This window comes from Streptomyces sp. NPDC002324 (assembly GCF_053593335.1).
On sequence record NZ_JBSFCF010000029.1, the window covers coordinates 22,722 to 46,283 of the forward strand.

Below are 23,562 nucleotides of genomic sequence, written 5' to 3' on the forward strand. Positions count from 1 at the left end.
TGTGCCGGCCCGGTGGGGGCTGGTCGCGCAGTTCCCCGCGCCCCTGAAAAGCAGGGGCTGCGCCCACTGCTTTTCAGGCCCGCCATCTCTGGCGATTACTGGTCCGACGAGAAGCGGAGCGCCCCCGTGGGGATCTGGGCGTCGCACCAGACTCGGACTCCCGTGCGGAGTTCGTTGTCGGCGCCGATGATCGCGCCGTCGCCGATGACGGCGCCGGTGAGGATGGAGCGTTCGCCGATGCGGGCTCGGGCGCCGATGAGGGAGTCGGTGATGACCGCTCCCGGTTCGACGACCGCGCCGGCCAGGACCGTGCTGCCGAAGACGCGGGCGCCCTCGCCGACGAACGCGCCCTCGCCCACCACCGTGCCGCCGGTCAGCTTGGCGTCGCCCGCGACCCGGGCGGTGGGCAGGACGAGGCGGTCGCCGCAGCGGCCCGGGACGGCGGGGGACGGGGCGCGGCCGAGGACGAGGTCCGCCGAGCCGCGGACGAAGGCCGCGGGGGTGCCGAGGTCCAGCCAGTACGTCGAGTCGACCATGCCCTGCAGATGGGCGCCCGCCGCCAGCAGGTCCGGGAACGTCTCGCGTTCCACCGAGACCGGGCGGCCCGCCGGGATCGTGTCGATGACCGAGCGGCGGAAGACGTACGCCCCCGCGTTGATCTGGTCGGTGACGATCTCCTCGGGGGTCTGGGGCTTTTCGAGGAAGGCGAGGACCTTGCCCGTCTCGTCGGTGGGGACGAGGCCGTAGGCGCGCGGGTCGGTCACCTGGGTCAGGTGGAGGGAGACGTCCGCGCCGGTCCTCTCGTGGGTGGCGACCAGGCGGCGGATGTCGAGGCCGGTGAGGATGTCGCCGTTGAAGACGAGGACCGGGTCCTCGGGACCGGAGTGGAGATGCGAGGCGGCGTTGCGGATCGCGCCGCCCGTGCCCAGGGGTTCCTCCTCCGTGACGTACTCCAGGTGGAGGCCGAGGGCGGAGCCGTCGCCGAAGTGGGGTTCGAAGACCTCGGCCAGATAGGAGGTGGCGAGAACTATGTGGTCGACGCCCGCGGCTCTGGCTCTCGCCAACTGGTGGGTGAGGAAGGGGACTCCGGCCGCCGGGACCATGGGCTTGGGAGTGTGCACCGTGAGCGGACGCAGCCGGGTGCCTCTGCCGCCGACCAGGAGGATCGCTTCTGTCACCTGTCGTCTCTGCTTCCTGCCGGGACCGGCCGAACTGTCATTCGACCGGCCAGTCTATGCAGACCGTTCCATGGCGCCTTCGCGGCCGTGCGGTGGTGGGCCGTCGACGTGCGGCGAGGCGCGTCGGCGGTGAAGTCCGTCGAGGGCGCGGCGTGCGCGCCCTCGGGTCGTGCTGCGTGTCGGGTCCGGGGTACCCCCGGCGGGTCACCGGATTCCGATCGGGGCTCGCACCCCGGTTTCCCCCTCGCCCTGCCGCCGCCCCGCTATCGGCCTTGATAGCGGGCGGCCTCCGTGCGGGCCGTACCGAGCTTTCCGTAAAGGCGCCCCCCCGGGCACTCGGTCGCGAACCCGTCGCGGTGGCCGGAGATCACGTGCAGTCGTACCTTCTTACCTTTTGCGTAGAGATTGCCACCACCCGAAGTGAGGTATGTCTTGCCCTTGGGGTTCGCTCCGTAAAGACCGAGTTTCCAGGCGGTTAGTTGCGCGATTCCCTTCACCGTCACCGCGGGGGGCTTGGTGGTCCCGTAGCTGCCGAGGACCGCGACACCCATGGTGTTCGTGTTGAAGCCGAGGGTGTGCGCCCCCATGACGGCCTTCGCGACACCACCCGCACGTCCCTCGTAGATGTTTCCGCACTTGTCGACGAGGAAGTTGTAGCCGATGTCCCGCCAGCCGCTGCTCACGACGTGGTAGCGGTAGATACTGCGGATGACGGAAGGGGCCTGCGCGCACTTGTAGTTGTTGCCCGACGCCGTGTGGTGCACGAAGGCCGCGCTGACCCGCGTGGTGTAGCGGAAGTCGCGCTCGCGCAGCTTCTCGTCGGCGCCCCAGCCGGCTCGCGTGACGATGCGGGGGCGCGGCCCGATGAACGGCTTCACCCCGGGTGCCACGTTCGCCAGCCGCTCCTCCGTCTCCTTGCGCGACAGCGCCGGGATCGAGGTGGCGCCGAGCGGCGCGAGGTCGGCGTTGACGGCGGAGGCGGCGGCCGACTCGGCGGTCAGGGTGCCCAGCCGCGGCGCGTCCACGGGGGTGCCGACGGGCGGGGGGTCGGCCGCGTGCACGGCGCCCGGTCCCGCGGCGCCCTCCAGGGTGCCGGAGCCGGGGTCGACCAGTTCGAGACGTAGGCCGTCCGGGAGCGCCTGGACGCCCGGAGCGGTCGTACGGCCCTGGGTCTCGGCGCGTACACGCACCTCGACGCCGTCGGAGTCGCCGACCCACAGCGGGGCGGTGGAGCCGCGCACGCGGCCCGAGGAGCGCTCGGCGGTGTCCAGGTCGGCGGCGTGCTCGTGGTTGTGCGTCTCCACGTCCTGCCAGCCGGACCAGCGGTCGGTGCCCCTGGCGCGGGTGCGGACCTGGACGCGGCCCTGGAGTTCGGTGTCCGGGTTGTCCCAGACGACACCGACCAGGGAGAAGGACCGTACGTCCCGCTTGCCGAGGCCCTGTTCGGGGGCGGCCGGGCCGAGGTGCCGGTCCGTGCCGAGGGGGAGGAGGGGGAGGGACTGGGTGCTGCCGGACGCGGGCGCGAGCGGGGCGGCCGGGGCCGGGGTCCGCGCCGGGGCCAGGGTCGCCGTGGAGGACGAGTCCGTCGGGGTCGCCGCGGATGCCGTCGCCGGGAGTGCCGCCGGGAGGGCGAGTGCCGCCGCGCAGGTGACGCCGATCGAGGACGCGAGGAATCGTGATCTACGCATGTGTCCGATCCTGGACATAGTCATACATATCTGTCCATCGCGGAATTGACGGGTCGTCGGCCGCGCTCCGCCGAACCGGTGGCGATCCCGGTCCGCCCGGGGCCGCGGGCGGGCGGGGTCGCGCGTACGCTTACGCGGGTGAACGCCACCGACCGCACCCCTGCCGACCTGCTGCGATCCGCGCTGACCGCGGATCCCGCGCGCCCCCTGGTGACCTTCTACGACGACGCCACGGGCGAGCGGGTCGAATTGTCCGTGGCCACCTTCGCCAATTGGGTGGCCAAGACCGCGAATCTTCTGCAGGGCGAGCTGTCCGCGGAGCCGGGTGACCGGGTCGCGCTGCTGCTGCCGGCGCACTGGCAGACGGCGGTGTGGCTGCTGGCGTGTTCGTCGGTGGGGGTGGTCGCCGAGGTCGGTGGGGATCCGGGGGCGGCGGACCTCGTGGTGAGCGGGCCGGACACGCTGGACGCGGCTCGGGCGTGCTCCGGGGAGCGGGTCGCTCTCGCGTTGCGGCCGCTCGGGGGGCGGTTCGCGCAGGTGCCGGACGGCTTCGCCGACTATGCCGTGGAGGTGCCGTCGCAGGGGGATCGGTTCGTGGCGTACGCGCCGGTGGATCCCGAGGAGGCGGCGTTGGTCGTGGCGGGGCGGGAGTTCAGTGGGGCGGAGGTCGTGGAGCGGGCTCGGGCGGAGGCGGGGGGGCTCGGGCTGACGGGGCCCGGGTCCCGGTTGTTGTCGGGGCTGGGGTACGACACGTGGGAGGGGCTGTCCGCGGGGTTGTACGGGCCGCTCGCGAGTGGGGGGTCCGTGGTGTTGTGCCGGCATCTTGGGGCGTTGGGTGAGGATGCGCTGGCCAAGCGGATCGAGAGTGAGCGGGTTACTTCGACTGCGCGGTGACGCGCGGCGGGGTCTGGGGGTCCGGGGTCCGGGGGTTGCTGTGTGGTGGCGGCTGCGGGTTCGTTGGGGTTGCTCGCGCAGTTCCCCGCGCCCCTTCACGCGCGCGGTGACACCGTGGGGGTGCGGTGGTCGGGCGGCTGCGGGTTCGTTGGGGTTGCTCGCGCAGTTCCCCGCGCCCCTTTGGGGCGCGGCTGCCGCTCGGCCGCGTAGGACAGCGCAGCCCTTGCCGGGCCCGCAGGACAACGGGCCCCTCCGCGCTCGAACCCACGCCTCAGCCGGACTTCCCCCTCGGGCCCGCACGGCACCCACGCCACAGCCAGCCCTCCTCCCCAGGCCCCCACGGCACCCACCCCACAGCCGGACCTCCCCCTCCGGGCCGGCACGGCACCCACGCCACAGCCAGCCCTCCTCCCCAGGCCCCCAGGGCACCCACGCCACAGCCAGCCCTCCCCCTCAGGCCCCCACGGCACCCACGCCACAGCCAGCCCTCCTCCCCAGGCCCCCAGGGCACCCACGCCACAGCCAGCCCTCCCCCTCGGGCCCTCGGGGCAGCCGGCTCGCTTTCCCTCGGGCCCGTAGGGCAATCGGTCCCCTTCCAAGCTCGCCCCTGCGAGCCGTCAGACGGCCCGTCCCTCCCGCCTCACCCCCGCGCAACACGCCCCCCTCCCCCAGCCGTCCCCCGTTCGGCCTAGTCCCGGCCGCCCTCGGGGCTTCTCGCGGGCCATCGTCGTAGGAGCAGCGACTCGCTCGTACGCCGTGAGGGGTGGCCGGAAGTGGACGACGCCGGAGGCAGGGTGGTGGGGCTGGGGCCCGGTGCGGGGGGCACGCCCACCGGGGCCGGGGCGCGGCGTCGGCGGCGGTGGGTGCGGTGGGTGGCCGGCGGGGCGGGGCTGGTGATCGTCGGGGCCGTGGGGGTGGGGTGGGCGGCGTACCGGAAGCTGGACGGGAACATCACGTCGGACCGGACGGCGGCGGACGAGCTGGCGCGGTTCGAGAAGGAGCGACCGACGGCGCTCGTGCGGGGCGCGCAGAACATCCTCGTGATCGGGTCGGACTCACGGGCGGGAGACGGCAACGACGAGTACGGGCGGGATTCCGGGACCGAGCGGTCGGACACCACGATCCTGCTGCATCTCGCGGCTGACCGGCGGAGCGCGACCGCGGTGTCGCTGCCGCGGGATCTGATGGTGGAGGTGCCGAGCTGCCGGCGGGCGGACGGACGTCGTACCGAACCGGCGTTCACCCTGTTCAACTACGCGTTCCAGGCGGGTGGTTCGGCCTGCACGATTCGGACGGTCGAGCGGCTGACCGATATCCGGATCGACCATCACATCGTCGTGGACTTCAGCGGGTTCAAGGAGATGGTCGACGCCGTCGACGGGGTCGAGGTGTGCCTCGCCGAACCCATTCACGACAAACAGGCCGATCTGCGGCTGCCCGCGGGCCGGGTGAAGCTCAGCGGGGAACAGGCGCTGGGATACGTGCGGGCCCGTAAGTCGCTGGGGGACGGAAGCGACACGGAACGGATGGACCGGCAGCAGCGTTTCCTCGCGGCGCTGGCCGCGAAGGTGCGCGGCAACGAGGTCCTGCTGAATCCGGTGAAGCTGTATCCGGTCCTGGACGCGGCCACGTCCTCACTCACCACGGATCCCGGGCTAGCGAGTCTGCGCGGGCTCTACGACCTTGTGCGCGGTCTGCGCACGATTCCCATGGAAAAGGTGCAATTCCTGACCGTTCCCAGGAAGTCGTATGCGTATGACGCCAATCGTGATGAGCTCGTCGAACCGGCGGCACGGCGACTTTTCGCACGACTGCGCGCCGACGAACCCCTGGCGATCGCCCGGGAACTGCCCGGCGGGAAGCGGGAAGGGCGCCCGGAACAGCTTTCGGGAAGCCTCTCCGGGACACCGGATCCGATGCCGACTTTCCGCGGAAGTACGGCCGCGGAGGAGGACTGCGTGTGACCCCGAAGGGGTTCCGCAGGTAAAGCGCGCGTCAACACCAGGAACAAATGCTCTAGGAAATGGGCAGATTGCCCAGTTGTAGGGACGTGCAATTTGTCACCGCCGTCGCTTGACGCCTGATCGGGCGGCTAGTGTGAGCGATCCGGTGCGTCGGCCCTTCGGTCGCGCACCAGTTGTATCGAGACCCGAGCGTCCTTTGAGGGGGAAGGCGCCGCGTGGCCCCGACGGAGGAATCAGACAACCGTGGACGCGCAAGGCCGTGGGCGGGCGGACGACATCGACCCCGCAGATCAGTGGGTACTCAACCCGAGCACCGGTGAATACGAACTGCGACTGAGTCCTTCCGCACCGCAGTCGGCGGTACCGAGGCCGCGTCGGGCCACGCCCGCCGCGACAGGGGCCAGGGCAACCACCACCACGCGTTCCGCGTCGGTGGGCACGGACACCCGGGAGATCCCCGACACGCTGCCGGGACCCCGGCGCCGGCGGGGCACGCCCGAGGAGGACCCGCTGCCGGGCCGCCGGAGCGGCCGGGGCAAGTCCAAGGCCAAGCCCAGGAAGTCGACGGGCAAGCGGATCCTGGTGTGGACGGGCGGCACGCTCGCCTTCGTGCTGGTCGGCGTGAGCGGCGCGGCCTACCTCTACTACCAGCACCTCAACAACAACATCCAGAAGATCTCGGACGACGGCGCGAGCACCGGCGGCTTCAGCAAGGACCGGGCGATCAACCTGCTGGTGATCGGCACGGACAAGCGCACCGGCGCGGGCAACGAGAGCTACGGCGACAAGGAGAGCGTCGGCCACGCCGACACCACGATCCTGCTGCACGTCTCCAAGGACCGGACGAACGCGACCGCGATGAGCATCCCGCGCGACATGATCGTGGACATCCCGGAGTGCCCGACGACGCAGGAGGACGGCTCGACGAAGGACATCGCGGGTACGCCGAACGTCCGGTTCAACACGAGCCTCGGCCAGGACGGCCGTACCCCGAGCTGCACCATGCGCACGGTCACCGAGCTGACCGGGATCACCCCCGACCACTTCATGGTGGCCGACTTCAACGCCGTGAAGACGCTCTCCACGGCGATCGGCGGTGTCGAGGTCTGCCTCGCCAAGCCCATCAAGGACTCCAAGTCCAAGCTCGACCTCTCCGAGGGCAAGCACACCATCGAGGGCGAGCAGGCGCTGGCGTTCCTGCGCACCCGCTACAGCGTGGGCCTCGGCAGCGACTTGAGCCGGATCGAGCTGCAGCAGCAGTTCCTCAGCTCGATGATCCGCCAGATGAAGTCGGAGGACACGCTCACCGACCCGGGGAAGGTGCTGGACCTCGCGGAGGCCGCCACCAGCGCGCTGTCCGTCGACTCCAAGATCTCCGACATCAAGAAGCTGGCCTCGCTGGGCCAGGAGGTCGGCAAGGTGAAGACGAAGAACATCACCTTCACCACCGTGCCGGTCGTCGACAACACCGACGGCGCGACCGTGCTGCCCACGCCGGGCAAGGCCGAGCAGCTGTTCTCGACGATCCGGAACGACATCTCGCTCACCGAGGTGAAGAAGCAGGCCAAGGAGAAGGAGGCCGCGAAGCTCAAGGGCAAGCGCGCCGACGCCTCCGAGGTCCGGGTCAGCGTCTACAACGGCGGTGCCGAGGCCGGCAGCGCACAGGCCACTCTCAGCTGGCTGCAGAATGATGTCGGCGTGACCAAGTCGAGCCAGCTCGGCAACGCCGACAAGACGTTGGAGAAGACGACCCTCGCGTACGACCCCGGCCAGGCCGACCAGGCGCGCAAGCTGGCCGACCTCATGGGTCTGTCCGCGTCCGCGCTGAAGCCGGGCAAGGGCAACAGCGAGACCAACGCCCAGGGACTGCCCTCGATGGTGCTGACCCTCGGCGAGGACTTCAAGGGAGCCGGGGTGCCGCTGAAAGCGACGTCGGCGGCGGACCTGGACGTCGAGAAGAACACCGCGGACAAGGAAAAGTGCGCCAGTTGATGACCTGACGGGGTCATGGTGCGTCTAGTACGACGCGAACAGTCGAGAGAGAACGTCGGTGACTCACCGGGCGGGCGCGGGAACGCGCCCGGCCGGTCGGTTCTGATGTCGTCGTGATGCCGTGGGCGGCCGGTGCCGCCGTACCGACCCGTGTCCGCATGTCATCCGGTCGGAACGTATGACGCGTTCAACAGAACATGAGTACATCCCAGTCGGGGTCTCGACAGTCCAACAGGAGGCGGGGGCGGCCCCGTCACGGCAGGGTGGGGAGGGGCAGGGAGATGGTACGGAGCGACGTGCGCGGGGACGGGGGGCGACCGCGTGTCGAGGAACCCGGCGATCAGGAGGGGGACCTGGAACCGCGGGGCGACGCGTCCGGCTCGGACGACGGTGCCTCCGGCTCGGACGGCGGTGCCTCCGGCTCGGACGGCGGTGCCTCCGGCTCGGGCGGTGACGCGTCCGGCTCGGGCGGTGACACGGACGTCAAGGTTCCCGAGCAGCGCCGGGGGAGCCGCCGCGCCGGGGGCGGTGGGGGCCGGGGGCGCGCGAAGACCGCCGCGAAGCCCCGGCGCAGACGGGTGCTGCGCTGGTCGGCGACGATTCTGGCGGTGGTGATACTCGGCACCGCGGGTGCCGGTTATCTCTACTACCAGCACCTCAACGGCAACATCAAGAAGGAGAAGCTGAACCTCGGCGAGACGAAGATCGCCGAGCCGACGCCGAACGCGGCCGGCCAGACCCCGCTGAACATCCTGCTCATCGGCTCGGACGCGCGGGACACCGCGGAGAACCAGAAGCTCGGCGGCGCCCGGGAGACCTTCGACGGCCCGCCGCTGGCCGACGTGCAGATGCTGCTGCACCTGTCCGCGGACCGCAGCAACATGTCGGTCGTCAGCATGCCCCGCGACACCCTGCTCGACATCCCCAAGTGCACCGACCCGGACAGCGGCGAGGTGTACCGGGCGCTGACCTACACGATGACCAACCAGTCGCTGGAGCGTGGCGGTCCCGGCTGCACGGTCGCCACCTGGGAGAAGCTGACCGGCATCCGTATCGACCACTTCATGATGGTCGACTTCTCCGGTGTGGTGTCGATGGCCGACGCGATCGGCGGTGTGCCGGTGTGCGTGACCGCCAACATCGAGTCCAAGGACAGCCAGGGCCACGGCTCCGGGCTGAAGCTGGAGAAGGGCACCACGTACGTCAAGGGCAAGCAGGCCCTGCAGTGGCTGCGCACCCGGTACGGCTTCGAGGACGGCAGCGACATCGCGCGGGCCAAGGCCCAGCACCAGTACATGAACTCGATGGTCCGCGAGCTGCGCGCGAACGCCACGATCAGCAACCCGAACAAGCTGCGCAAGCTCGCCGAGGAGGCCACCGAGTCCCTCACCGTCGACGAGGGCCTCGGTGACGTCGCCGCGCTCTACGACCTCAGCACGGAGCTGCGCAAGGTCGAGCCGGCCCGGATCACGATGACGACGATGCCGTTCACGTACGTCGGCGCGCGCGTCGTGCCGAAGGAGGGCGACGCGGAGAAGCTGTTCCGGCTGGTGCGGGAGGACATCGCGCTGGACGGCAAGGACAAGAAGAAGGAGGCCGTCGAGGAGGCCGGCTCCGACGACCCGGCGGCGGCCAAGGACAAGATCGGCGTGCTGGTGCGCAACGGCACCATGACCTCCACCCTCGCCCCGGTCAGTGGCCGCGCGCACACGGTGTCGCAGCTGCTCGTCGAGGAGGGCTTCGCCAAGTCCACGTCCGACTCGACCACCGCGGTCGTCGAGGACAAGACGGTCGTGCGCTATCCGAGCGCCGAGCTGGAGGGCGACGCCCAGGAGGTCGCCAAGGCCCTCGGCATCCCGCTGGGCCAGGTGGAGAAGTCCACCGAGGTCAGCGGAGTCACGCTGCTCGTCGGCGCCGACTGGCGCGAGGGCACGACGTACAGGGCCGCGAAGGAGGACGACCGGACGCCGAAGTCGGCGGACGCGCTGAACGGGGCGAAGACGGACGCCTGCATGGAGGTCAACCCGGCCTTCAGCTGGTAGGTCCCGCACACGCCTCGGGCCCCTCTCGCGAACGGGAGGGGCCCGAGGCGTACGTCCTTCGTGCTCAGCTCTCGGCGAGCACCGCCGGGCGGCGGGAGGCGATGACCTTGCGCGCCAGGGACTTGGGGCTGGTGAGGAAGCCGAAGCCCCAGGACATGTGCATGGTGGCGAGGGCGACCGGGATCTGGAGGCGGGCCTTGAGCGGCAGTCCCCTGCCCGCCGGGACCGACCCGGCGACGATCGCGGCGAGATAGCCGCCGGGGACCAGGAAGCCCAGCGGGGTCAGCAGGGCGCCCACCAGGACACCGGCCACGATCGCGCACACCGCGGTCGGCGGGGCGAGATAGCGCAGGTTGATGGAACCCTCGTGGTAGCGGGCGACGACGTGCCGCCAGCGCCCGTAGTCCTTGTACTGCTTGGCGAGCGCCTTGACGCTCGGCCGCGGCCGGTACGACACCCGCAGCTCGGGCGAGAACCAGATGAGGCCGCCCGCCTCACGGATGCGGAAGTTCAGCTCCCAGTCCTGGGCGCGGACGAACTCCACGTTGTAGCCGTCCTGTCGCTCCAGCGCCTCGCGCCGGAAGACCCCCAGATAGACCGTCTCCGCGGGACCGGCCTGACCGCCGGTGTGGAAGGCCGCGTTGCCGACGCCGATCTTCGAGGTCATGGCGGCGGCGACCGCGTGCTCCCAGTCGTTCTCGCCCTCGGCGTGCATGATGCCGCCGACGTTCTGCGCGCCGGTCTCCTCCAGGAGCCGTACGGCGGTGGCGATGTAGTTCGGCGAGAGGATGCCGTGGCCGTCGACACGGACCACGATCGGGTGGCGGGAGGCCTTGATCGCGGCGTTGAGCGCGGCGGGCGTACGGCCGGTGGGATTGGGGACGGTGTGCACGCGCGGGTCCTCGGCCACGAGCGCGGCGGCGATCTCGTCCGTGCGGTCCGTGGACGGACCGAGGGCGATCACGACCTCCATCTCGCCGGCGTACTCCTGCGCGAGGATCGCTTGGACGGCTCCGCGCAGATGCCGCTCCTCGTCGAGGACGGGCATGATCACGGACACGGCGGGGAGCTGCGCGTCGGGCTTGGCGTTCATAGAGGGCTCACGTTACCGCGAACGGGGGACACCGACGCGCGCCGCCCGGTCGCGTGGACGGGCCGCCGATGCCGGGGCCCTACGGTGCTCACGGTTCCCCGACTCCCCATGACCGGTCTCGCGGAGGTGTCCCCCCGTGTCCACACCGCCCCGCCGTCCAGCTCGTCCGCAGCAGCCCCGGCCTCCCGTACGCCCCAGGCGGCGGAGCTGGGCCATGCGGGCGGTGACCACGCTCTCCGTGGTGGTGCTGGCCGCCGCGGGCATCGGGCACGCGGTGGTGACCCGCCTGGACGGCGAGATCAAGCGGGTCGACGCCTTCAAGGACATGAAGAACCGTCCCGAGGCGGGCCACGGCATGAACGTCCTGCTGGTCGGCACCGACGGCCGCGACCGGATCGGCGAGAAGGAGCGGCGCAAGTACCGGCTCGGCGGCGCCCCCTGCCACTGCACGGACACGATGATGATCGTGCACATCTCGGCGGACCGGGAGCGCGCGAGCGTGGTGAGCCTGCCGCGCGACTCGTACGCCGAGACGCCCGCGCGGACCGACCGCGCCACCGGCAAGGCCCACCGGGGCCATCCGATCAAGCTGAACGCGGCCTACGCGGAGGGCGGGCCCCAGCTCACCGTGCGCACGGTCGAGCACATGACCAAGGTGAAGATCGACCACTACGTCGAGGTCGACTTCACCAGCTTCATGCGGACGGTCGACGTCCTCGGCGGCGTCAGGATCTGCACCGCCGAACCCCTCAAGGACTCCTACACCGGCCTCGACCTGACGGCCGGCACCCATGAGCTGGACGGCGGCCAGGCGCTGCAGTACGTCCGTTCCCGGCACGCCGACGGCTCCTCCGACCTCGGCCGTATGAAGCGCCAGCAGCGGTTCATGGCCTCGCTGATGTCGCAGGCGACTTCCTCCGGCGTCCTGCTCAACCCGATGAAGTTCCGCGACATCACGCAGGCCGTCCTCGGGTCCGTCCGCGCCGACAAGGAGTTCGGCACCGGCGAGCTGATCGACCTCGGCCGCGCGATGCGCAACCTCACGCCCGCCTCCTCCGAGTTCACCACCGTGCCCATCGGGCGCATGGGGTACGCCGTCAAGGGCATCGGCTCGACCCTCAAGTGGGACGACGCGAAGGCCGCCCGGCTGTTCGAGGCCCTGCGCGACGACCGGCCCCTCGCCCCCTACAAGGCGCGCGCCCGCCACACCCTCGTCGACGTCGCCCCCCAGCAGATCCGCGTCCAGGTCGAGAACGGCACGGCGGTCCCCGGTCTCGGCAGGAAGGTGGACCGCCAGCTGGCCGCCACCGGCTTCCGCACCACGAAAACTCCGGTCAACGCCCCACGGCAGGACGTCCGCCGCACGGTCGTCGTCTACGACCCCCGCTGGGACCGCTCCGCCCATTCCCTCGCGACCGCCCTCCCGGGCGCGGAACTGCGTCCGGTACGTGCCCAGGGCCCCACCCTCAGGGTGGTCGCCGGCACGGACTTCAAGCGGGTCCGCAAGGTGCGGGCGGAGAACCCCGGGCAGGGCGAGTCGGGCGTGGTGCGGGGCGACCAGGTCTCGTGCCCGTGAGCCCCGCGATCGTCCGAAGCGTCTGCTCCCCTACAAAACCGTGCAATTTGTGTCGGCTTCGCAACAGCCCTGCCTTTGTTTTTCATCGACCCTTGTAAAGGGCATGGCCGGACCCGGCACACTGGGGCGCATGAACGATTGGCCCGAGGGATGGTCCGGCAACAACCGCGGCGGCGACTTCGCCCAGCCCGATGGTCCGCGTGTGATGCGCCAGGTCCGTCGCGGCCCGTCGGCACCCCCTCAGGGTGGTGTGCCCCAGCAGCCTTCGTACGGCGACGCCTACGGTGACGGCTACGGCAACAGCGGCCCCGACCAGTACGGCGGCGGCCACAACAGCGACTACAACACCGGCCAGGTCTACGGCTCCGGCGGCGTCGGCGGTCCGGGCGGCGGCCGGGGCGACCGTCCCGCGCCGGACTGGCGGCGCCGCATCAAGCTGACGGCGATCACGGTCACCGTGGTGGTGCTCGCGACGACGATCGGCACGTACTTCTGGGCCGACTCCAAGCTGAACCGCGAGGTCGACCTGTCGAAGGTCATCGACCGGCCGGAGGCGGGCGAGGGCACCAACTACCTGATCGTCGGCTCCGACAGCCGTGAGGGCCTGTCCGCCGACCAGAAGAAGGAACTCCACACCGGCTCCGCCGACGGCAAGCGCACGGACTCGATGATGATCCTGCACACCGGGTCCAACGGCCCGACGCTGGTCTCACTGCCCCGTGACTCGAACGTCACGATCCCGACGTTCGTCGGCTCCGAGTCCGGCAAGACGTTCAAGGGCACCGGCCGCCAGGTCAAGCTGAACGCGGCCTACGCGGAGGACGGGCCCGAGCTGCTGGTCCGCACCGTCGAGGCCAACACGGGTCTGCACATCGACCACTACGTGGAGATCGGCTTCGCGGGCTTCGCGAACATCGTCGACGCGGTCGGCGGCGTGGAGATCGACATCCCCAAGGGCGGTCTGAAGGACACCAAGTCCGGCGCCAATTTCGAGGCGGGCAAGCAGACGCTGAACGGCGAGCAGTCCCTCGCCTTCGTCCGCACCCGCTACGCCCTCCAGCGCAGCGACCTGGACCGTACGAAGAACCAGCAGAAGTTCCTCGCGGCCCTCGCCAGCCAGACGGCGACGCCGAGCACGATCCTGAACCCCTTCAAGCTGTACCCGACGATGAGCGCGGGCCTGGACACCCTGATCGTCGACAAGGACATGAGCCTGTTCGATTTGGCCGACATGTTCTGGGCGATGAAGGGTGTGACGGGCGGCGACGGCAAGTCCATGAACATGCCGATCTCGGGCAACGCCGGCAACGGCAACCTCCAGTGGAACACCGAGAAGGTGAAGCAGCTGGTGGAGCAGTTGAAGAACGACGAGACGGTGACGGTGTCGGACAGCTGACCCGCACCGCGTGACGGAGGGGCATTCCATGACGGGGTGCCCCTCCGTCGTATCCGTGCGTACGAGTCGGCGTCAGGCGGTCGCGCCCGCCATCGTCCGGCACGTCTCGGAGCAGCGGCGACACGCCTCGGCGCAGCGCATCATCTGCTGATCGTCCGGCATGGACATACACGCCTCGGCGCACATGTCACAGGCGCGGGCGCACATCGCGCACATCTCGGCGGACAGCGGCGAGCGCCGCATCATCATGTCCGCGCACATACGGGTCATCTCGGCGCAGTCCATCAGGGCGCGCATGATCTGCATCTGGGCCTGGCCGCCGGCCTGCATGCAGGAGCTCATGGTCTCCTCGCACATGCTGTGGCACGTCATGCAGGCGTTGACGCACTCCTGCATCTCCTTGCTCATCGCGGTCATGGCTCCGGCGTGCTGCGTCATGGCTCCTCCTGGGGGTGGTGGGAGCGGGGTCCGGGGCGGACCCCGTGCACTTCCGTCCTACGCCCGCCCGCCCCCGTCCGCCATCGGGCGGACGGAAACAATCCGCCCCATCCGCCCCATAAGACAACAGCCCCCGGCGGGGTGCCGGGGGCTGTGTACGCGCTGCGCCGAAGGGGTTACGGCAGGTTGCGGGCCATCACGATCCGCTGGACCTGGTTGGTGCCCTCGTATATCTGCGTGATCTTGGCGTCGCGCATCATCCGCTCGACCGGGTAGTCGCGCGTGTAGCCGTAGCCGCCCAGCAGCTGGACGGCGTCGGTGGTGACCTCCATGGCGACGTCCGAGGCGAAGCACTTGGCGGCGGCGCCCTGGAAGGTGAGGTCCTTGTCGCCGCGCTCGGACTTGGCGGCGGCCTGGTAGGTCAGGGCGCGGGCGGCCTCGATCTTCATGGCCATGTCGGCGAGCATGAACTGGATGCCCTGGAAGTCGGCGATCGGCTTGCCGAACTGCTTGCGCTCCTGGACGTAGCCCTTGGCGTAGTCGAGGGCGCCCTGGGCGACGCCGAGGGCCTGGGCGGCGATGGTGATACGGGTGTGGTCCAGGGTCTTCATCGCCGTGGCGAAGCCGGTGCCCTCCTCGCCGATCATGCGGTCGGCGGGGATGCGGACGTTGTCGAGGTAGACCTCGCGGGTCGGGGAGCCCTTGATGCCGAGCTTCTTCTCCGGGGCGCCGAAGGAGACGCCCTCGTCGGACTTCTCGACGACGAAGGCGGAGATGCCCTTGGAGCGCTTGTCCGGGTCCGTGACGGCCATGACCGTGTAGTAGTCGGAGACGCCCGCGTTGGTGATCCAGCGCTTCACGCCGTTGAGGATCCAGTGGTCGCCGTCGCGGACCGCGCGGGTCTTCATGCCGGCCGCGTCGGAGCCGGCGTCGGGCTCGGAGAGGCAGTACGAGAACATCCCGTCACCCTTGGCGAGCGGGCCCAGGTACTTCTTCTTCAGCTCCTCGGAGCCGGAGAGGATCACGGGCAGCGAGCCGAGCTTGTTGACGGCCGGGATGAGGGAGGAGGACACGCAGGCGCGGGCCACCTCCTCGATCACGATGACCGTGGCGAGGGCGTCGGCGCCGGCGCCGCCGTACTCCTCGGGCACGTGCACGGCGTGCAGGTCGTTGGCGACGAGCGCGTCCAGCGCCTCCTGGGGGAAGCGGGCCTCCTCGTCCACGGCGGCGGCGTGGGGCGCGATCTTCGCCTCGGCGAGGGCACGGATCGCGTCGCGGAGCATGTCGTGCTCCTCGGACGGGCGGTACAGGTCGAAATCAGCCGATCCGGCCAAGGTCTCTCACGCTCCAGACGCTAACTACCGTTAAGTAACCCAATTTTAGTGGTCCGCCCACGCGAGTGATACGTGAGCTTGACGACAGGCCGCCACCCCGGGAGATCTGCCCGGTGAGGGGCTCGAACACGCCCCGACTATGCTCGTGCAGCGCCCACGACAGAGCATGTGCGACACATGTTCGACACCCTCGGCCGGACATCCCAGGAGCACCCCATGGCCCTCAAGATCACCGTGATCGGCACCGGCTATCTCGGCGCGACCCACGCCGCCGCCATGGCCGAACTGGGATTCGAGGTGCTCGGGCTGGATGTCGTCGAAGAGAAGATCGACATGCTCCGCCGGGGCGAGGTCCCGATGTACGAGCCGGGGCTGGAGGAGCTGCTGCGGAGGCATGTCGCCGGGATCGAGGGGTCCGGCGGACGGCTGCGCTTCACGACCGACTACGCCGAGGTCGCGGCCTTCGGTGACATCCACTTCGTCTGTGTGAACACCCCGCAGCGGCACGGCGAGTACGCCTGTGACATGTCCTACGTCGACGCGGCCTTCGCCTCGCTCGCCCCGCACCTGACGGGCCCGGCCCTGGTCGTCGGCAAGTCGACGGTGCCGGTGGGGTCCGCCGACCGGCTGGCCGCGTATCTCGCGGAGCACGCGCCCGCCGGGGCCGATGCCGAGCTGGCCTGGAACCCGGAGTTCCTGCGCGAGGGCTTCGCCGTGAACGACACGCTGCACCCGGACCGGATCGTGGTGGGCGTGCGGAGCGAGAAGGCCGAGAAGCTGCTGCGGGAGGTGTACGCGACGCCGGTGACCGAGGGCTCCCCGTTCGTCGTCACCGACTTCCCGACCGCCGAGCTGGTGAAGACCTCCGCGAACTCCTTCCTCGCCACCAAGATCTCCTTCATCAACGCCATGGCGGAGGTGTGCGAGGCCGCCGGGGGCGATGTCGCCAAGCTGGCGGAGGCCATCGGGCACGACGACCGGATCGGGAAGAAGTTTCTGCGGGCCGGTATCGGCTTCGGCGGCGGCTGTCTGCCGAAGGACATCCGGGCGTTCATGGCCCGTGCCGGTGAGCTGGGCGCCGACCAGGCGCTGACGTTCCTGCGCGAGATCGACTCCATCAACATGCGCCAGCGCGGTCAGATGGTGGAGCTGGCCCGGCAGGCGCTGGGCGGCGGTTCGTTCCTGGGCAAGCGGGTCGCCGTGCTCGGCGCCACCTTCAAGCCCGACTCCGACGACGTACGCGACTCCCCCGCCCTCAACGTGGCCGGGCAGATCCACCTCCAGGGCGGCCAGGTCACCGTCTACGACCCCAAGGGCATGGAGAACGCCCGGCGGCTCTTCCCGACGCTCGGGTACGCCGACTCCGCGCTCGCGGCCGTGCGCAACGCCGACATCGTGCTGCATCTGACGGAGTGGCGCGAGTTCCGTGAGCTGGACCCGGCTGCGCTGGGCGAGGTCGCGTCGACCCGGCTCGTGCTGGACGGGCGCAACGCCCTCGACCCGGAGCTGTGGCGCCGGGCGGGGTGGACGTACCGGGCGATGGGGCGGCCGACGGCGTAGGGCCGTATCCAGGACTCGGCGGCGGCGTCCCTTGAGGACAGACGGGGCGACGCCGCTCCGGCCGAGGCTCAGTCGGCCGGAACGACGTCTTCCCGCATTCTCCACCGTTCCGGCGGCCGGTGGGGGCGAAGCGCTTACTTCGCCCGGTAGCGGCGCATCTTCGCGCGGGCGCCGCACACCTGCATCGAGCACCAGCGGCCCCGTCCGGCCGGGCTGCGGTCGTAGTACGCCCAGTGGCAGTCGGGGGCCTCGCAGGCCTTGAGGCGCTGCCAGGTGCCCGCCGTGAGGGCCTCGGCGACGGCCGCGGCCACGCGGGAGACGAGGGGCGCCGGGTCGGCGGCCGGGCGCAGGGTCGCGGAGCCGTCCTCGGCCGAGACCGCGACGACCAGGGGCGCGGCGGCCAGCAGCTCGCCGAGCGGGGTCACCGTGCGGTGCGGCGCGTGACCGGCGTGGGCCAGCAGGGCCGCCCGGAGGGATTCCCGCAGGTCGCGTACGGCCGTGATGTCCTCGTCGGCCGCCAGGCCCAGACGGACGCTCCCTTCCGGGGCGTCCAGCGCGTCGGCGCCCGTCTCCAGGTCCAGCGTGTTCACCAGGCTCTCGACGAGGGCCAGGCCGCCGGGGGCGGACGCTCTCTCACTCATGCCGCCGACGTTACCTCTGAGAGGGGTGCATGGGGTAACCGTTACTGGTTACTCTCTTCTACAGGTAACCGCAGCAACCGAAGTCACGCGCACCAACGAGCAAGGAGAAGGCCATGGCCATCGCCAAGCTGGATGTCGTCGTCCTGGACTGCCCCGACCCGGCCGCGCTCGCCGGTTTCTACGCCGAGGTGGTCGGCGGGAAGGTCAGCGGGGAGGGGGACTGGGTGGATCTGGAGGTGCCGGGCGGGGGTGTGCGGCTGGCGTTCCAGCAGGCGCCCGGGTTCGTGGCACCGCAGTGGCCCTCGGCGGAGCGCTCGCAGCAGTTCCACCTCGACCTGGACGTGGAGGACATGGACGCGGCGGAGAAGGAGGTGCTGGCGCTGGGGGCGACGGTGCTGGACGCCGAGGACCGCGAGCGGGGGTTCCGGGTGTACGCGGACCCCGCGGGGCATCCGTTCTGTCTGTGCCGGAGCTGATGACGCCGTAGGGGCCGGGGCCCCCGCAGCCTCCAGAAGGGTCACCGCGCCCCTGCGCCGTCCGGCAGGGGCGCGGGTCGGCGGTCAGCCGTCCAGCTCCGCGATTCTCGCCGTCGAGGCCTCGCGGCGGTCCCGTGCCGCTCGCGCCGTGAAGTCGGCGGTGCGCAGGACCCGTTGGACGTTGCCCCAGGTGAGCAGGGCGAGGTCGGCCTCGGACCAGCCCCGGTGCATGAGTTCGTCGACGAGGTGGGGGTAGCAGGAGGCGTCGGTGAGGTCCTGGGGGTGGGCGGCACCGGAGTCGTAGGTGCCGGAGAGGCCGACGCACTCGGGGCCGGCGATCGCGCGGACGTGGTCGAGGTGGTCGGCGACATCGCGGACGGACGGGCCGGTCTGCTCGGCGGTGAGCGGCACCATGCACAGGCCCCGTGCCTCGCCCAGCGCGGCGAGGAGGTCGTCGGGGAGGTTGGCGGCGTGCGGCCGGAGGGCGTGCGCCGCCGAGCGGGTGCACACGACCGGCGCGCGCGAGAGCGCGAGCGTCCGGCGGACGGTCGCCTCGGAGGCGCCGGAGAGGTCGGCGAGGACGCCGATGCGGTTCATCTCGCGGACCACCTCCTCGCCGAACCTGGTCAGCCCCGACTCGCCCGCCCAGGACGCGCCGGCCAGGGTGAGGACCTTCAGGCCGAGCGCGTGCAGCGAGCGCAGGATGCCCAGGGAGTCCCCGATCGCCGGCGCTCCGGCGGGGCCGAGCAGCACGGCGACGCGGCCGCAGTTGCGGGCGTCGGTGGTCTCCCCCGCGCTGTTCACCAGCCGCAGGCCCTCGGGGTGGGCGTGGACGACCGTCCGGACCAGGTCCAGTTGCTCCAGGGTGGCGTCGACGGCCCGCTCGCCCGCCGGGCCCTCCGGGAGGTGCAGCGACCAGAACAGCGCGCCGATGTGGCCCTTGCGCATCCGCGGCACATCGGTGTCCACACCGCCCTCGCCCAGCTCCAGGTCGTACCGGGGCAGCTGCCGCAGCACCCAGGGCAGACCGCTGTAGCCGTCGGCCACGGGGTGCGCGGCCAGGAAGGCGTGTGCCTCGGCCAGCTCCGAGGAGGGCTCGGCGGTCCGGGCGGCGGAGGCTTCGGTGGCGGTGCCGGGCGGGGTGGCGGCCGCGCCGTCGTCGGGTCGGCTGCCGTCGCCGGGGGCTATGGGCTCGGCACCCGGCGGGTGGTGGCCGTGTTCCGGCGGGGGCTCGGCGCGGGTGGGGTCGGGGGGCGTGTCGAGTTCGCCGGCCTCCCCTGCGGCCTGCAGTTCGTCCTGCAGATCTGCCATGGCGGACCTCCGTAGCCGTTGGGTGATCGCAGTACTCGTCACCGTGGCACGGGGGCCGTCCGCCTTCCTGGTGGGTGGGGCGTTCGGGTTGTACGGCGGTGCCGGGGCCGCCGTACGCCACCCGGGTGACGGCCGGGGTCACCCCGTCCGGCCGCGTCACCCGTCCGGCCGCGTCACCCGTCCGGCCGCGTCACCCGTCCAGCTGCTCCGGCGTCGCGTTCGACGGGCCCGTGCGGGCCTGGAGGTCCCGGGCCACGTCCTCCGCCGCGCCCAGCACCCGGACCGCGTTGCGCCAGGTCAGCTTGGCCAGGTCGGTCCGGGACCAGCCTCGGTCGAGCAGCTCGGCGATCAGGTGCGGGTAGCAGGAGACGTCGCCCAGGCCGTCCGGGGTGAAGGCCGTGCCGTCGTAATCGCCGCCGATGCCGAGGTGGTCGATGCCGGCGACCTCGCGCATGTGGTCGAGATGGTCCGCGACCGTGGACACCGTGGCGACCGGGCGGGGGGTCCGCTCCTCGAAGGCGCGGTGGACCGCCATCGCCTCCGGGGTGGTGTCGAGGTGGTGCAGGCCGTGGGCCCGCATGTTCTCGTCGGCGGCGGCCGTCCAGTCCACGGCGGCCTGGAGCACGAACTTCGGCACGAACGTCACCATCGCCACTCCTCCGTTGGCCGGGAGCCGCTCCAGGACGTCGTCCGGGATGTTGCGGGGGTGGTCGCAGACCGCCCGCGAGGAGGAGTGGGAGAAGATCACCGGGGCGACGGACGTGTCGAGCGCGTCACGCATCGTCGTCGCGGCGACGTGCGAGAGGTCGACGAGCATGCCCTCGCGGTTCATCTCCCGCACCACCGCCCGGCCGAAGGCCGACAGACCGCCGACCGCCGCCTCGTCGGTCGCGGAGTCCGCCCAGGGGATGTTGTCGTTGTGGGTGAGCGTCATGTAGCGGACGCCGAGCGCGTACAGCGCCCGCAGGGTGGCGAGGCTGCTGTCGATGGAGTGGCCGCCCTCGGCGCCCATCAGGGAGGCGACGCGGCCCTCGGCGCGGGCCGCCTCCATGTCGGCGGCGGTCAGCGCGGCCCGCAGCTCGGCGGGGTAACGGTCGATCAACTGCCGTACGCAGTCGATCTGTTCCAGGGTGGCGGACACCGCTCGGGGCAGGAACGCCGCGTCCGAGGGCACGTACACCGACCAGAACTGCGCACCGACCCCGCCCGCGCGCAGCCGCGCCAGGTCGGTGTGCAGGAACGCGCTCTGGTCGATGGCGATGTCCCGCGCGTCGAGGTCGTAGCGGACCTGCTCGCGCAGCGCCCAGGGCAGGTCGTTGTGCCCGTCCGCGACCGGGAACTCCCGCAGCAGCTCCCGGGCCGCCTCCATTGATGTCATGTTCATGACCCTATCCCCCGTGTCCCCCGTCATCCCTGGCGTCTACTTCCCGAAGCCGAAGCCGCCGCCGGCGCCCTCGACCTTGGTGCGCAGGCGCTTGCCCTTCTCGGTGGCCTGGTCGTTCAGCTCCTGCTGGAACTCCCGCATACGGCCGAGGAGTTCCTCGTCCTGCGTGGCCAGGATGCGCGCGGCCAGCAGACCGGCGTTGCGGGCCCCGGCGACGGAGACCGTGGCGACGGGCACACCGGCCGGCATCTGCACGATCGACAGCAGGGAGTCCATGCCGTCGAGGTACTTCAGCGGCACGGGCACGCCGATGACCGGCAGCGGGGTCACGGACGCGAGCATGCCGGGCAGATGGGCGGCGCCGCCCGCACCCGCGATGATCACCTTGACGCCCCGGCCCGCGGCCTCCTCGCCGTAACGGATCATCTCGCGCGGCATCCGGTGCGCGGAGACGACGTCGACCTCGTACTCGATCTCGAACTCGTCGAGGGCCTGCGCGGCGGCCTCCATGACGGGCCAGTCGGAGTCCGACCCCATGACGATGCCTACGACCGGGCTCATTCTGTGATCGTGCCTCTCAGGTAACCGGCGGCGTGACGGGCGCGCTCCAGCACGTCGTCGAGGTCGTCGCCGTAGGTGTTCACGTGACCGACCTTACGGCCGGGCTTCACGTCCTTGCCGTACATGTGGATCTTGAGCTTGGGGTCGCGGGCCATGCAGTGCAGGTACGCGGAGTACATGTCGGGGTAGTCGCCGCCGAGGACGTTGACCATGACGGTCCACTTCGCGCGCGGGCGCGGGTCGCCCAGCGGCAGGTCGAGGACGGCTCGTACGTGGTTGGCGAACTGCGAGGTGATCGCGCCGTCCTGGCTCCAGTGGCCGGAGTTGTGGGGGCGCATGGCCAGCTCGTTGACGAGGACGCGTCCGTCGCGGGTCTGGAACAGCTCGACGGCCAGGTGACCGACGACGTCCAGTTCCTTGGCGATGCGCAGGGCCATCTCCTCGGCCCTGAGGGCGAGTGCCTCGTCCAGGTCGGGGGCGGGCGCGACGACGGTGTCACAGACGCCGTTCACCTGCCTCGACTCCACGACCGGGTACGCGACGGCCTGGCCGTGCGGCGACCGTACGACGTTGGCGGCCAGCTCCCGCAGGAAGTCGACCTTCTCCTCCGCGAGGACCGGGACCCCGGCGCGGAACGGCTCGGCGGCGTCCTCGACGGAGCGGACGACCCAGACGCCCTTGCCGTCGTAGCCGCCGCGGACCGTCTTGAGGATGACCGGAAAACCCTCGCCCTCGGCGGCGAAGGCGGCCACGTCCTCGGGGTCCGCGACGATGCGGTGCCGTGGACAGGGCACGCCGATCTCCATGAGCTTCGCCCGCATCACCCCCTTGTCCTGGGCGTGCTGGAGCGCGTCCGGGCCGGGGCGCACGGGGATGCCGTCCGCCTCCAGAGCCCGTAGATGCTCGGTGGGTACGTGTTCGTGATCGAAGGTGATCACGTCGCAGCCCTGCGCGAACGCACGCAGCGTGTCGAGGTCGCGGTAGTCGCCGATGACGACATCGCCGACGACCTGCGCCGCGGAATCCTGAGGGGTGTCACTGAGGAGCTTGAACCTGATGCCGAGCGGGATGCCCGCCTCGTGTGTCATACGAGCGAGCTGCCCCCCGCCGACCATGCCGACTACCGGGAACGTCACGCCCCCAGGGTATCGGCCATGGAATCGGCCACTCCCGGGTGCCCGATTTCCCCGCCCATTTCCCCACCGGAGCGCCCCAGGACCGCCCCCGGACCTCCTTCGCGCCCCGGCTGTGAGCTTCCGCACAGGCATTGCCCAGGGGCGCTGGTTAGCATGGCTGAACCAGTGGATTTCGACCGAAGATCAACTCATTTCGGACGGGGCAGCGACCGGCTGACCACCGGCACCACACCGACCGGACCGAGCGACGGGGGCCGCACACGATGGGAAGTACCAGCTCGGGGCCTGATACACGGCCCCACGGCGCCCTGCGCCGCCGGATCGACCTGCTCGTACGCGAGGTCGCCAAGTTCGGCGCGGTGGGCGGTGTGGGGCTGCTGGTCAACCTCGCGGTGTTCAACCTCGTTCGGCACACCACCGACCTGCAGGTCGTCCGGGCCAGCGTCATAGCCACGGTCGTCGCGATCGCGTTCAACTACGTCGGGTTCCGCTACTTCACGTACCGGGAGCGCGACAAGAGCGGCCGTACGAAGGAGCTGTCGCTGTTCCTGCTGTTCAGCGCGGTCGGACTGGTGATCGAGAACGGCGTGCTCTACACGGCCACCTACGGCTTCGACTGGGACAGCCCGCTGCAGTCCAACGTCTTCAAGTTCCTCGGCATCGGCGTCGCGACCCTGTTCCGGTTCTGGTCGTACCGCACCTGGGTGTTCCGGGCGCTCCCGGCCCGCGAGGCGGTGGCGAGCGCGGAGTCGTTCCTGGAGGCGGCGCCCACCCACCCGCCCGCGGTCACGGGCAAGCGCCGCTGAGACCACTGAGGGCCGCTGAGACCACTGAGGGCCGCTGAGACCACTGAGGGCCGCTGAGACCACTGAGGGCCGCTGAGACCACTGAGGGCCGC

Annotated in this window: 19 protein-coding genes; 9 read left to right on the plus strand and 10 right to left on the minus strand. The window is 71.0% G+C overall.

What is annotated here, in order from left to right:
• Positions 1-95: 95 nt before the first annotated feature.
• Positions 96-1,178, minus strand: a complete 1,083-nt coding sequence (locus tag ACWCRJ_RS30670) for a mannose-1-phosphate guanylyltransferase (protein WP_005485687.1) — start codon at positions 1,176-1,178, stop codon at positions 96-98.
• A 263-nt stretch (positions 1,179-1,441) separates the two neighbouring features.
• Positions 1,442-2,884 (minus strand): peptidoglycan recognition protein family protein, encoded by a 1,443-nt coding sequence (locus tag ACWCRJ_RS30675; RefSeq protein ID WP_450942453.1) that lies wholly within the window; start codon positions 2,882-2,884, stop codon positions 1,442-1,444.
• A gap of 120 nt (positions 2,885-3,004) precedes the next feature.
• Here ACWCRJ_RS30675 and ACWCRJ_RS30680 point away from each other — a divergent pair, with 120 nt between their 5' ends.
• The 4 genes from ACWCRJ_RS30680 to ACWCRJ_RS30695 all read left to right on the plus strand — a co-directional run bounded on the left by ACWCRJ_RS30680 (position 3,005) and on the right by ACWCRJ_RS30695 (position 9,758).
• A complete protein-coding gene (locus tag ACWCRJ_RS30680) occupies positions 3,005-3,760 on the plus strand; it encodes a TIGR03089 family protein (protein ID WP_450942354.1) in 756 nt (251 codons plus the stop codon).
• Between the two features lie 773 nt (positions 3,761-4,533).
• Positions 4,534-5,724, plus strand: coding sequence for an LCP family protein (locus tag ACWCRJ_RS30685; protein WP_450942355.1), 1,191 nt, complete (start codon positions 4,534-4,536; stop codon positions 5,722-5,724).
• A gap of 243 nt (positions 5,725-5,967) precedes the next feature.
• Positions 5,968-7,716, plus strand: coding sequence for an LCP family protein (locus tag ACWCRJ_RS30690; RefSeq protein WP_450942356.1), 1,749 nt, complete (start codon positions 5,968-5,970; stop codon positions 7,714-7,716).
• 281 nt (positions 7,717-7,997) lie between these two features.
• Positions 7,998-9,758: an LCP family protein gene (locus ACWCRJ_RS30695; protein ID WP_450942357.1), complete on the plus strand. Its 1,761-nt coding sequence runs from the start codon at positions 7,998-8,000 to the stop codon at positions 9,756-9,758.
• A 64-nt stretch (positions 9,759-9,822) separates the two neighbouring features.
• Here ACWCRJ_RS30695 and ACWCRJ_RS30700 read toward each other — a convergent pair whose 3' ends face one another.
• Entirely contained in the window at positions 9,823-10,851 is a 1,029-nt protein-coding gene (locus ACWCRJ_RS30700; protein ID WP_450942358.1) for a glycosyltransferase family 2 protein, read from the minus strand.
• A gap of 136 nt (positions 10,852-10,987) precedes the next feature.
• Between ACWCRJ_RS30700 and ACWCRJ_RS30705 the strand changes: the two genes are divergently transcribed.
• Together ACWCRJ_RS30705 and ACWCRJ_RS30710 are read left to right on the plus strand one after the other, a co-directional pair.
• Entirely contained in the window at positions 10,988-12,427 is a 1,440-nt protein-coding gene (locus ACWCRJ_RS30705; protein ID WP_450942359.1) for an LCP family protein, read from the plus strand.
• A gap of 130 nt (positions 12,428-12,557) precedes the next feature.
• The gene (locus ACWCRJ_RS30710) at positions 12,558-13,823 is read left to right on the plus strand and encodes an LCP family protein (RefSeq protein ID WP_450942360.1); all 1,266 of its coding nucleotides are present in this window, start codon (positions 12,558-12,560) and stop codon (positions 13,821-13,823) included.
• 72 nt (positions 13,824-13,895) lie between these two features.
• Here the strand turns inward: ACWCRJ_RS30710 and ACWCRJ_RS30715 are convergent, their stop codons facing one another.
• On the minus strand, positions 13,896-14,261 hold the full coding sequence (locus ACWCRJ_RS30715; protein ID WP_005485702.1) for a four-helix bundle copper-binding protein: 366 nt from the start codon (positions 14,259-14,261) through the stop codon (positions 13,896-13,898).
• Positions 14,262-14,437: 176 nt separating this feature from the next.
• Positions 14,438-15,595 carry an acyl-CoA dehydrogenase gene (locus tag ACWCRJ_RS30720; RefSeq protein WP_450942361.1) on the minus strand — a complete coding sequence of 386 codons (1,158 nt, stop codon included), beginning with the start codon at positions 15,593-15,595 and terminating at the stop codon, positions 14,438-14,440.
• A 216-nt stretch (positions 15,596-15,811) separates the two neighbouring features.
• Here ACWCRJ_RS30720 and ACWCRJ_RS30725 point away from each other — a divergent pair, with 216 nt between their 5' ends.
• Positions 15,812-17,155 carry a UDP-glucose dehydrogenase family protein gene (locus ACWCRJ_RS30725; protein ID WP_450942362.1) on the plus strand — a complete coding sequence of 448 codons (1,344 nt, stop codon included), beginning with the start codon at positions 15,812-15,814 and terminating at the stop codon, positions 17,153-17,155.
• 134 nt (positions 17,156-17,289) lie between these two features.
• Here ACWCRJ_RS30725 and ACWCRJ_RS30730 read toward each other — a convergent pair whose 3' ends face one another.
• Positions 17,290-17,796: a CGNR zinc finger domain-containing protein gene (locus ACWCRJ_RS30730; RefSeq protein ID WP_450942363.1), complete on the minus strand. Its 507-nt coding sequence runs from the start codon at positions 17,794-17,796 to the stop codon at positions 17,290-17,292.
• 113 nt (positions 17,797-17,909) lie between these two features.
• Here ACWCRJ_RS30730 and ACWCRJ_RS30735 point away from each other — a divergent pair, with 113 nt between their 5' ends.
• The gene (locus ACWCRJ_RS30735) at positions 17,910-18,272 is read left to right on the plus strand and encodes a VOC family protein (protein ID WP_450942364.1); all 363 of its coding nucleotides are present in this window, start codon (positions 17,910-17,912) and stop codon (positions 18,270-18,272) included.
• An 84-nt stretch (positions 18,273-18,356) separates the two neighbouring features.
• On the opposite strand, the gene ACWCRJ_RS30740 is transcribed toward ACWCRJ_RS30735, so the two are convergent.
• The 4 genes from ACWCRJ_RS30740 to ACWCRJ_RS30755 all read right to left on the minus strand — a co-directional run bounded on the left by ACWCRJ_RS30740 (position 18,357) and on the right by ACWCRJ_RS30755 (position 22,664).
• Positions 18,357-19,583, minus strand: a complete 1,227-nt coding sequence (locus ACWCRJ_RS30740) for a dipeptidase (RefSeq protein ID WP_450942365.1) — start codon at positions 19,581-19,583, stop codon at positions 18,357-18,359.
• A 190-nt stretch (positions 19,584-19,773) separates the two neighbouring features.
• On the minus strand, positions 19,774-20,961 hold the full coding sequence (locus tag ACWCRJ_RS30745) for a dipeptidase (protein ID WP_450942366.1): 1,188 nt from the start codon (positions 20,959-20,961) through the stop codon (positions 19,774-19,776).
• Positions 20,962-21,003: 42 nt separating this feature from the next.
• On the minus strand, positions 21,004-21,528 hold the full coding sequence (gene purE / locus ACWCRJ_RS30750; RefSeq protein ID WP_450942367.1) for a 5-(carboxyamino)imidazole ribonucleotide mutase: 525 nt from the start codon (positions 21,526-21,528) through the stop codon (positions 21,004-21,006).
• Complete coding sequence (locus tag ACWCRJ_RS30755; RefSeq protein WP_450942368.1) at positions 21,525-22,664, minus strand: 5-(carboxyamino)imidazole ribonucleotide synthase; 1,140 nt, start codon at positions 22,662-22,664, stop codon at positions 21,525-21,527. Before ACWCRJ_RS30755 ends, purE begins: the two co-directional genes overlap by 4 nt.
• Positions 22,665-22,927: 263 nt before the next feature.
• Here ACWCRJ_RS30755 and ACWCRJ_RS30760 point away from each other — a divergent pair, with 263 nt between their 5' ends.
• Positions 22,928-23,470, plus strand: coding sequence for a GtrA family protein (locus tag ACWCRJ_RS30760; protein WP_450942369.1), 543 nt, complete (start codon positions 22,928-22,930; stop codon positions 23,468-23,470).
• The last annotated feature ends 92 nt before the right edge of the window (positions 23,471-23,562 follow it).

What these genes read in the sequence shown, in the direction of transcription:
- ACWCRJ_RS30760 (WP_450942369.1), top strand. Translation starts at nt 22,928, where the DNA reads ATGGGAAGTACCAGCTCGGGGCCTGATACACGGCCCCACGGCGCCCTG.
- purE (WP_450942367.1), bottom strand. Translation starts at nt 21,528, where the DNA reads ATGAGCCCGGTCGTAGGCATCGTCATGGGGTCGGACTCCGACTGGCCC.
- ACWCRJ_RS30745 (WP_450942366.1), bottom strand. Translation starts at nt 20,961, where the DNA reads ATGACATCAATGGAGGCGGCCCGGGAGCTGCTGCGGGAGTTCCCGGTC.
- ACWCRJ_RS30695 (WP_450942357.1), top strand. Translation starts at nt 7,998, where the DNA reads ATGGTACGGAGCGACGTGCGCGGGGACGGGGGGCGACCGCGTGTCGAG.
- ACWCRJ_RS30715 (WP_005485702.1), bottom strand. Translation starts at nt 14,261, where the DNA reads ATGACGCAGCACGCCGGAGCCATGACCGCGATGAGCAAGGAGATGCAG.
- ACWCRJ_RS30710 (WP_450942360.1), top strand. Translation starts at nt 12,558, where the DNA reads ATGAACGATTGGCCCGAGGGATGGTCCGGCAACAACCGCGGCGGCGAC.
- ACWCRJ_RS30725 (WP_450942362.1), top strand. Translation starts at nt 15,812, where the DNA reads ATGGCCCTCAAGATCACCGTGATCGGCACCGGCTATCTCGGCGCGACC.
- ACWCRJ_RS30735 (WP_450942364.1), top strand. Translation starts at nt 17,910, where the DNA reads ATGGCCATCGCCAAGCTGGATGTCGTCGTCCTGGACTGCCCCGACCCG.
- ACWCRJ_RS30740 (WP_450942365.1), bottom strand. Translation starts at nt 19,583, where the DNA reads ATGGCAGATCTGCAGGACGAACTGCAGGCCGCAGGGGAGGCCGGCGAA.
- ACWCRJ_RS30675 (WP_450942453.1), bottom strand. Translation starts at nt 2,884, where the DNA reads ATGTCCAGGATCGGACACATGCGTAGATCACGATTCCTCGCGTCCTCG.
- ACWCRJ_RS30700 (WP_450942358.1), bottom strand. Translation starts at nt 10,851, where the DNA reads ATGAACGCCAAGCCCGACGCGCAGCTCCCCGCCGTGTCCGTGATCATG.
- ACWCRJ_RS30730 (WP_450942363.1), bottom strand. Translation starts at nt 17,796, where the DNA reads ATGAGTGAGAGAGCGTCCGCCCCCGGCGGCCTGGCCCTCGTCGAGAGC.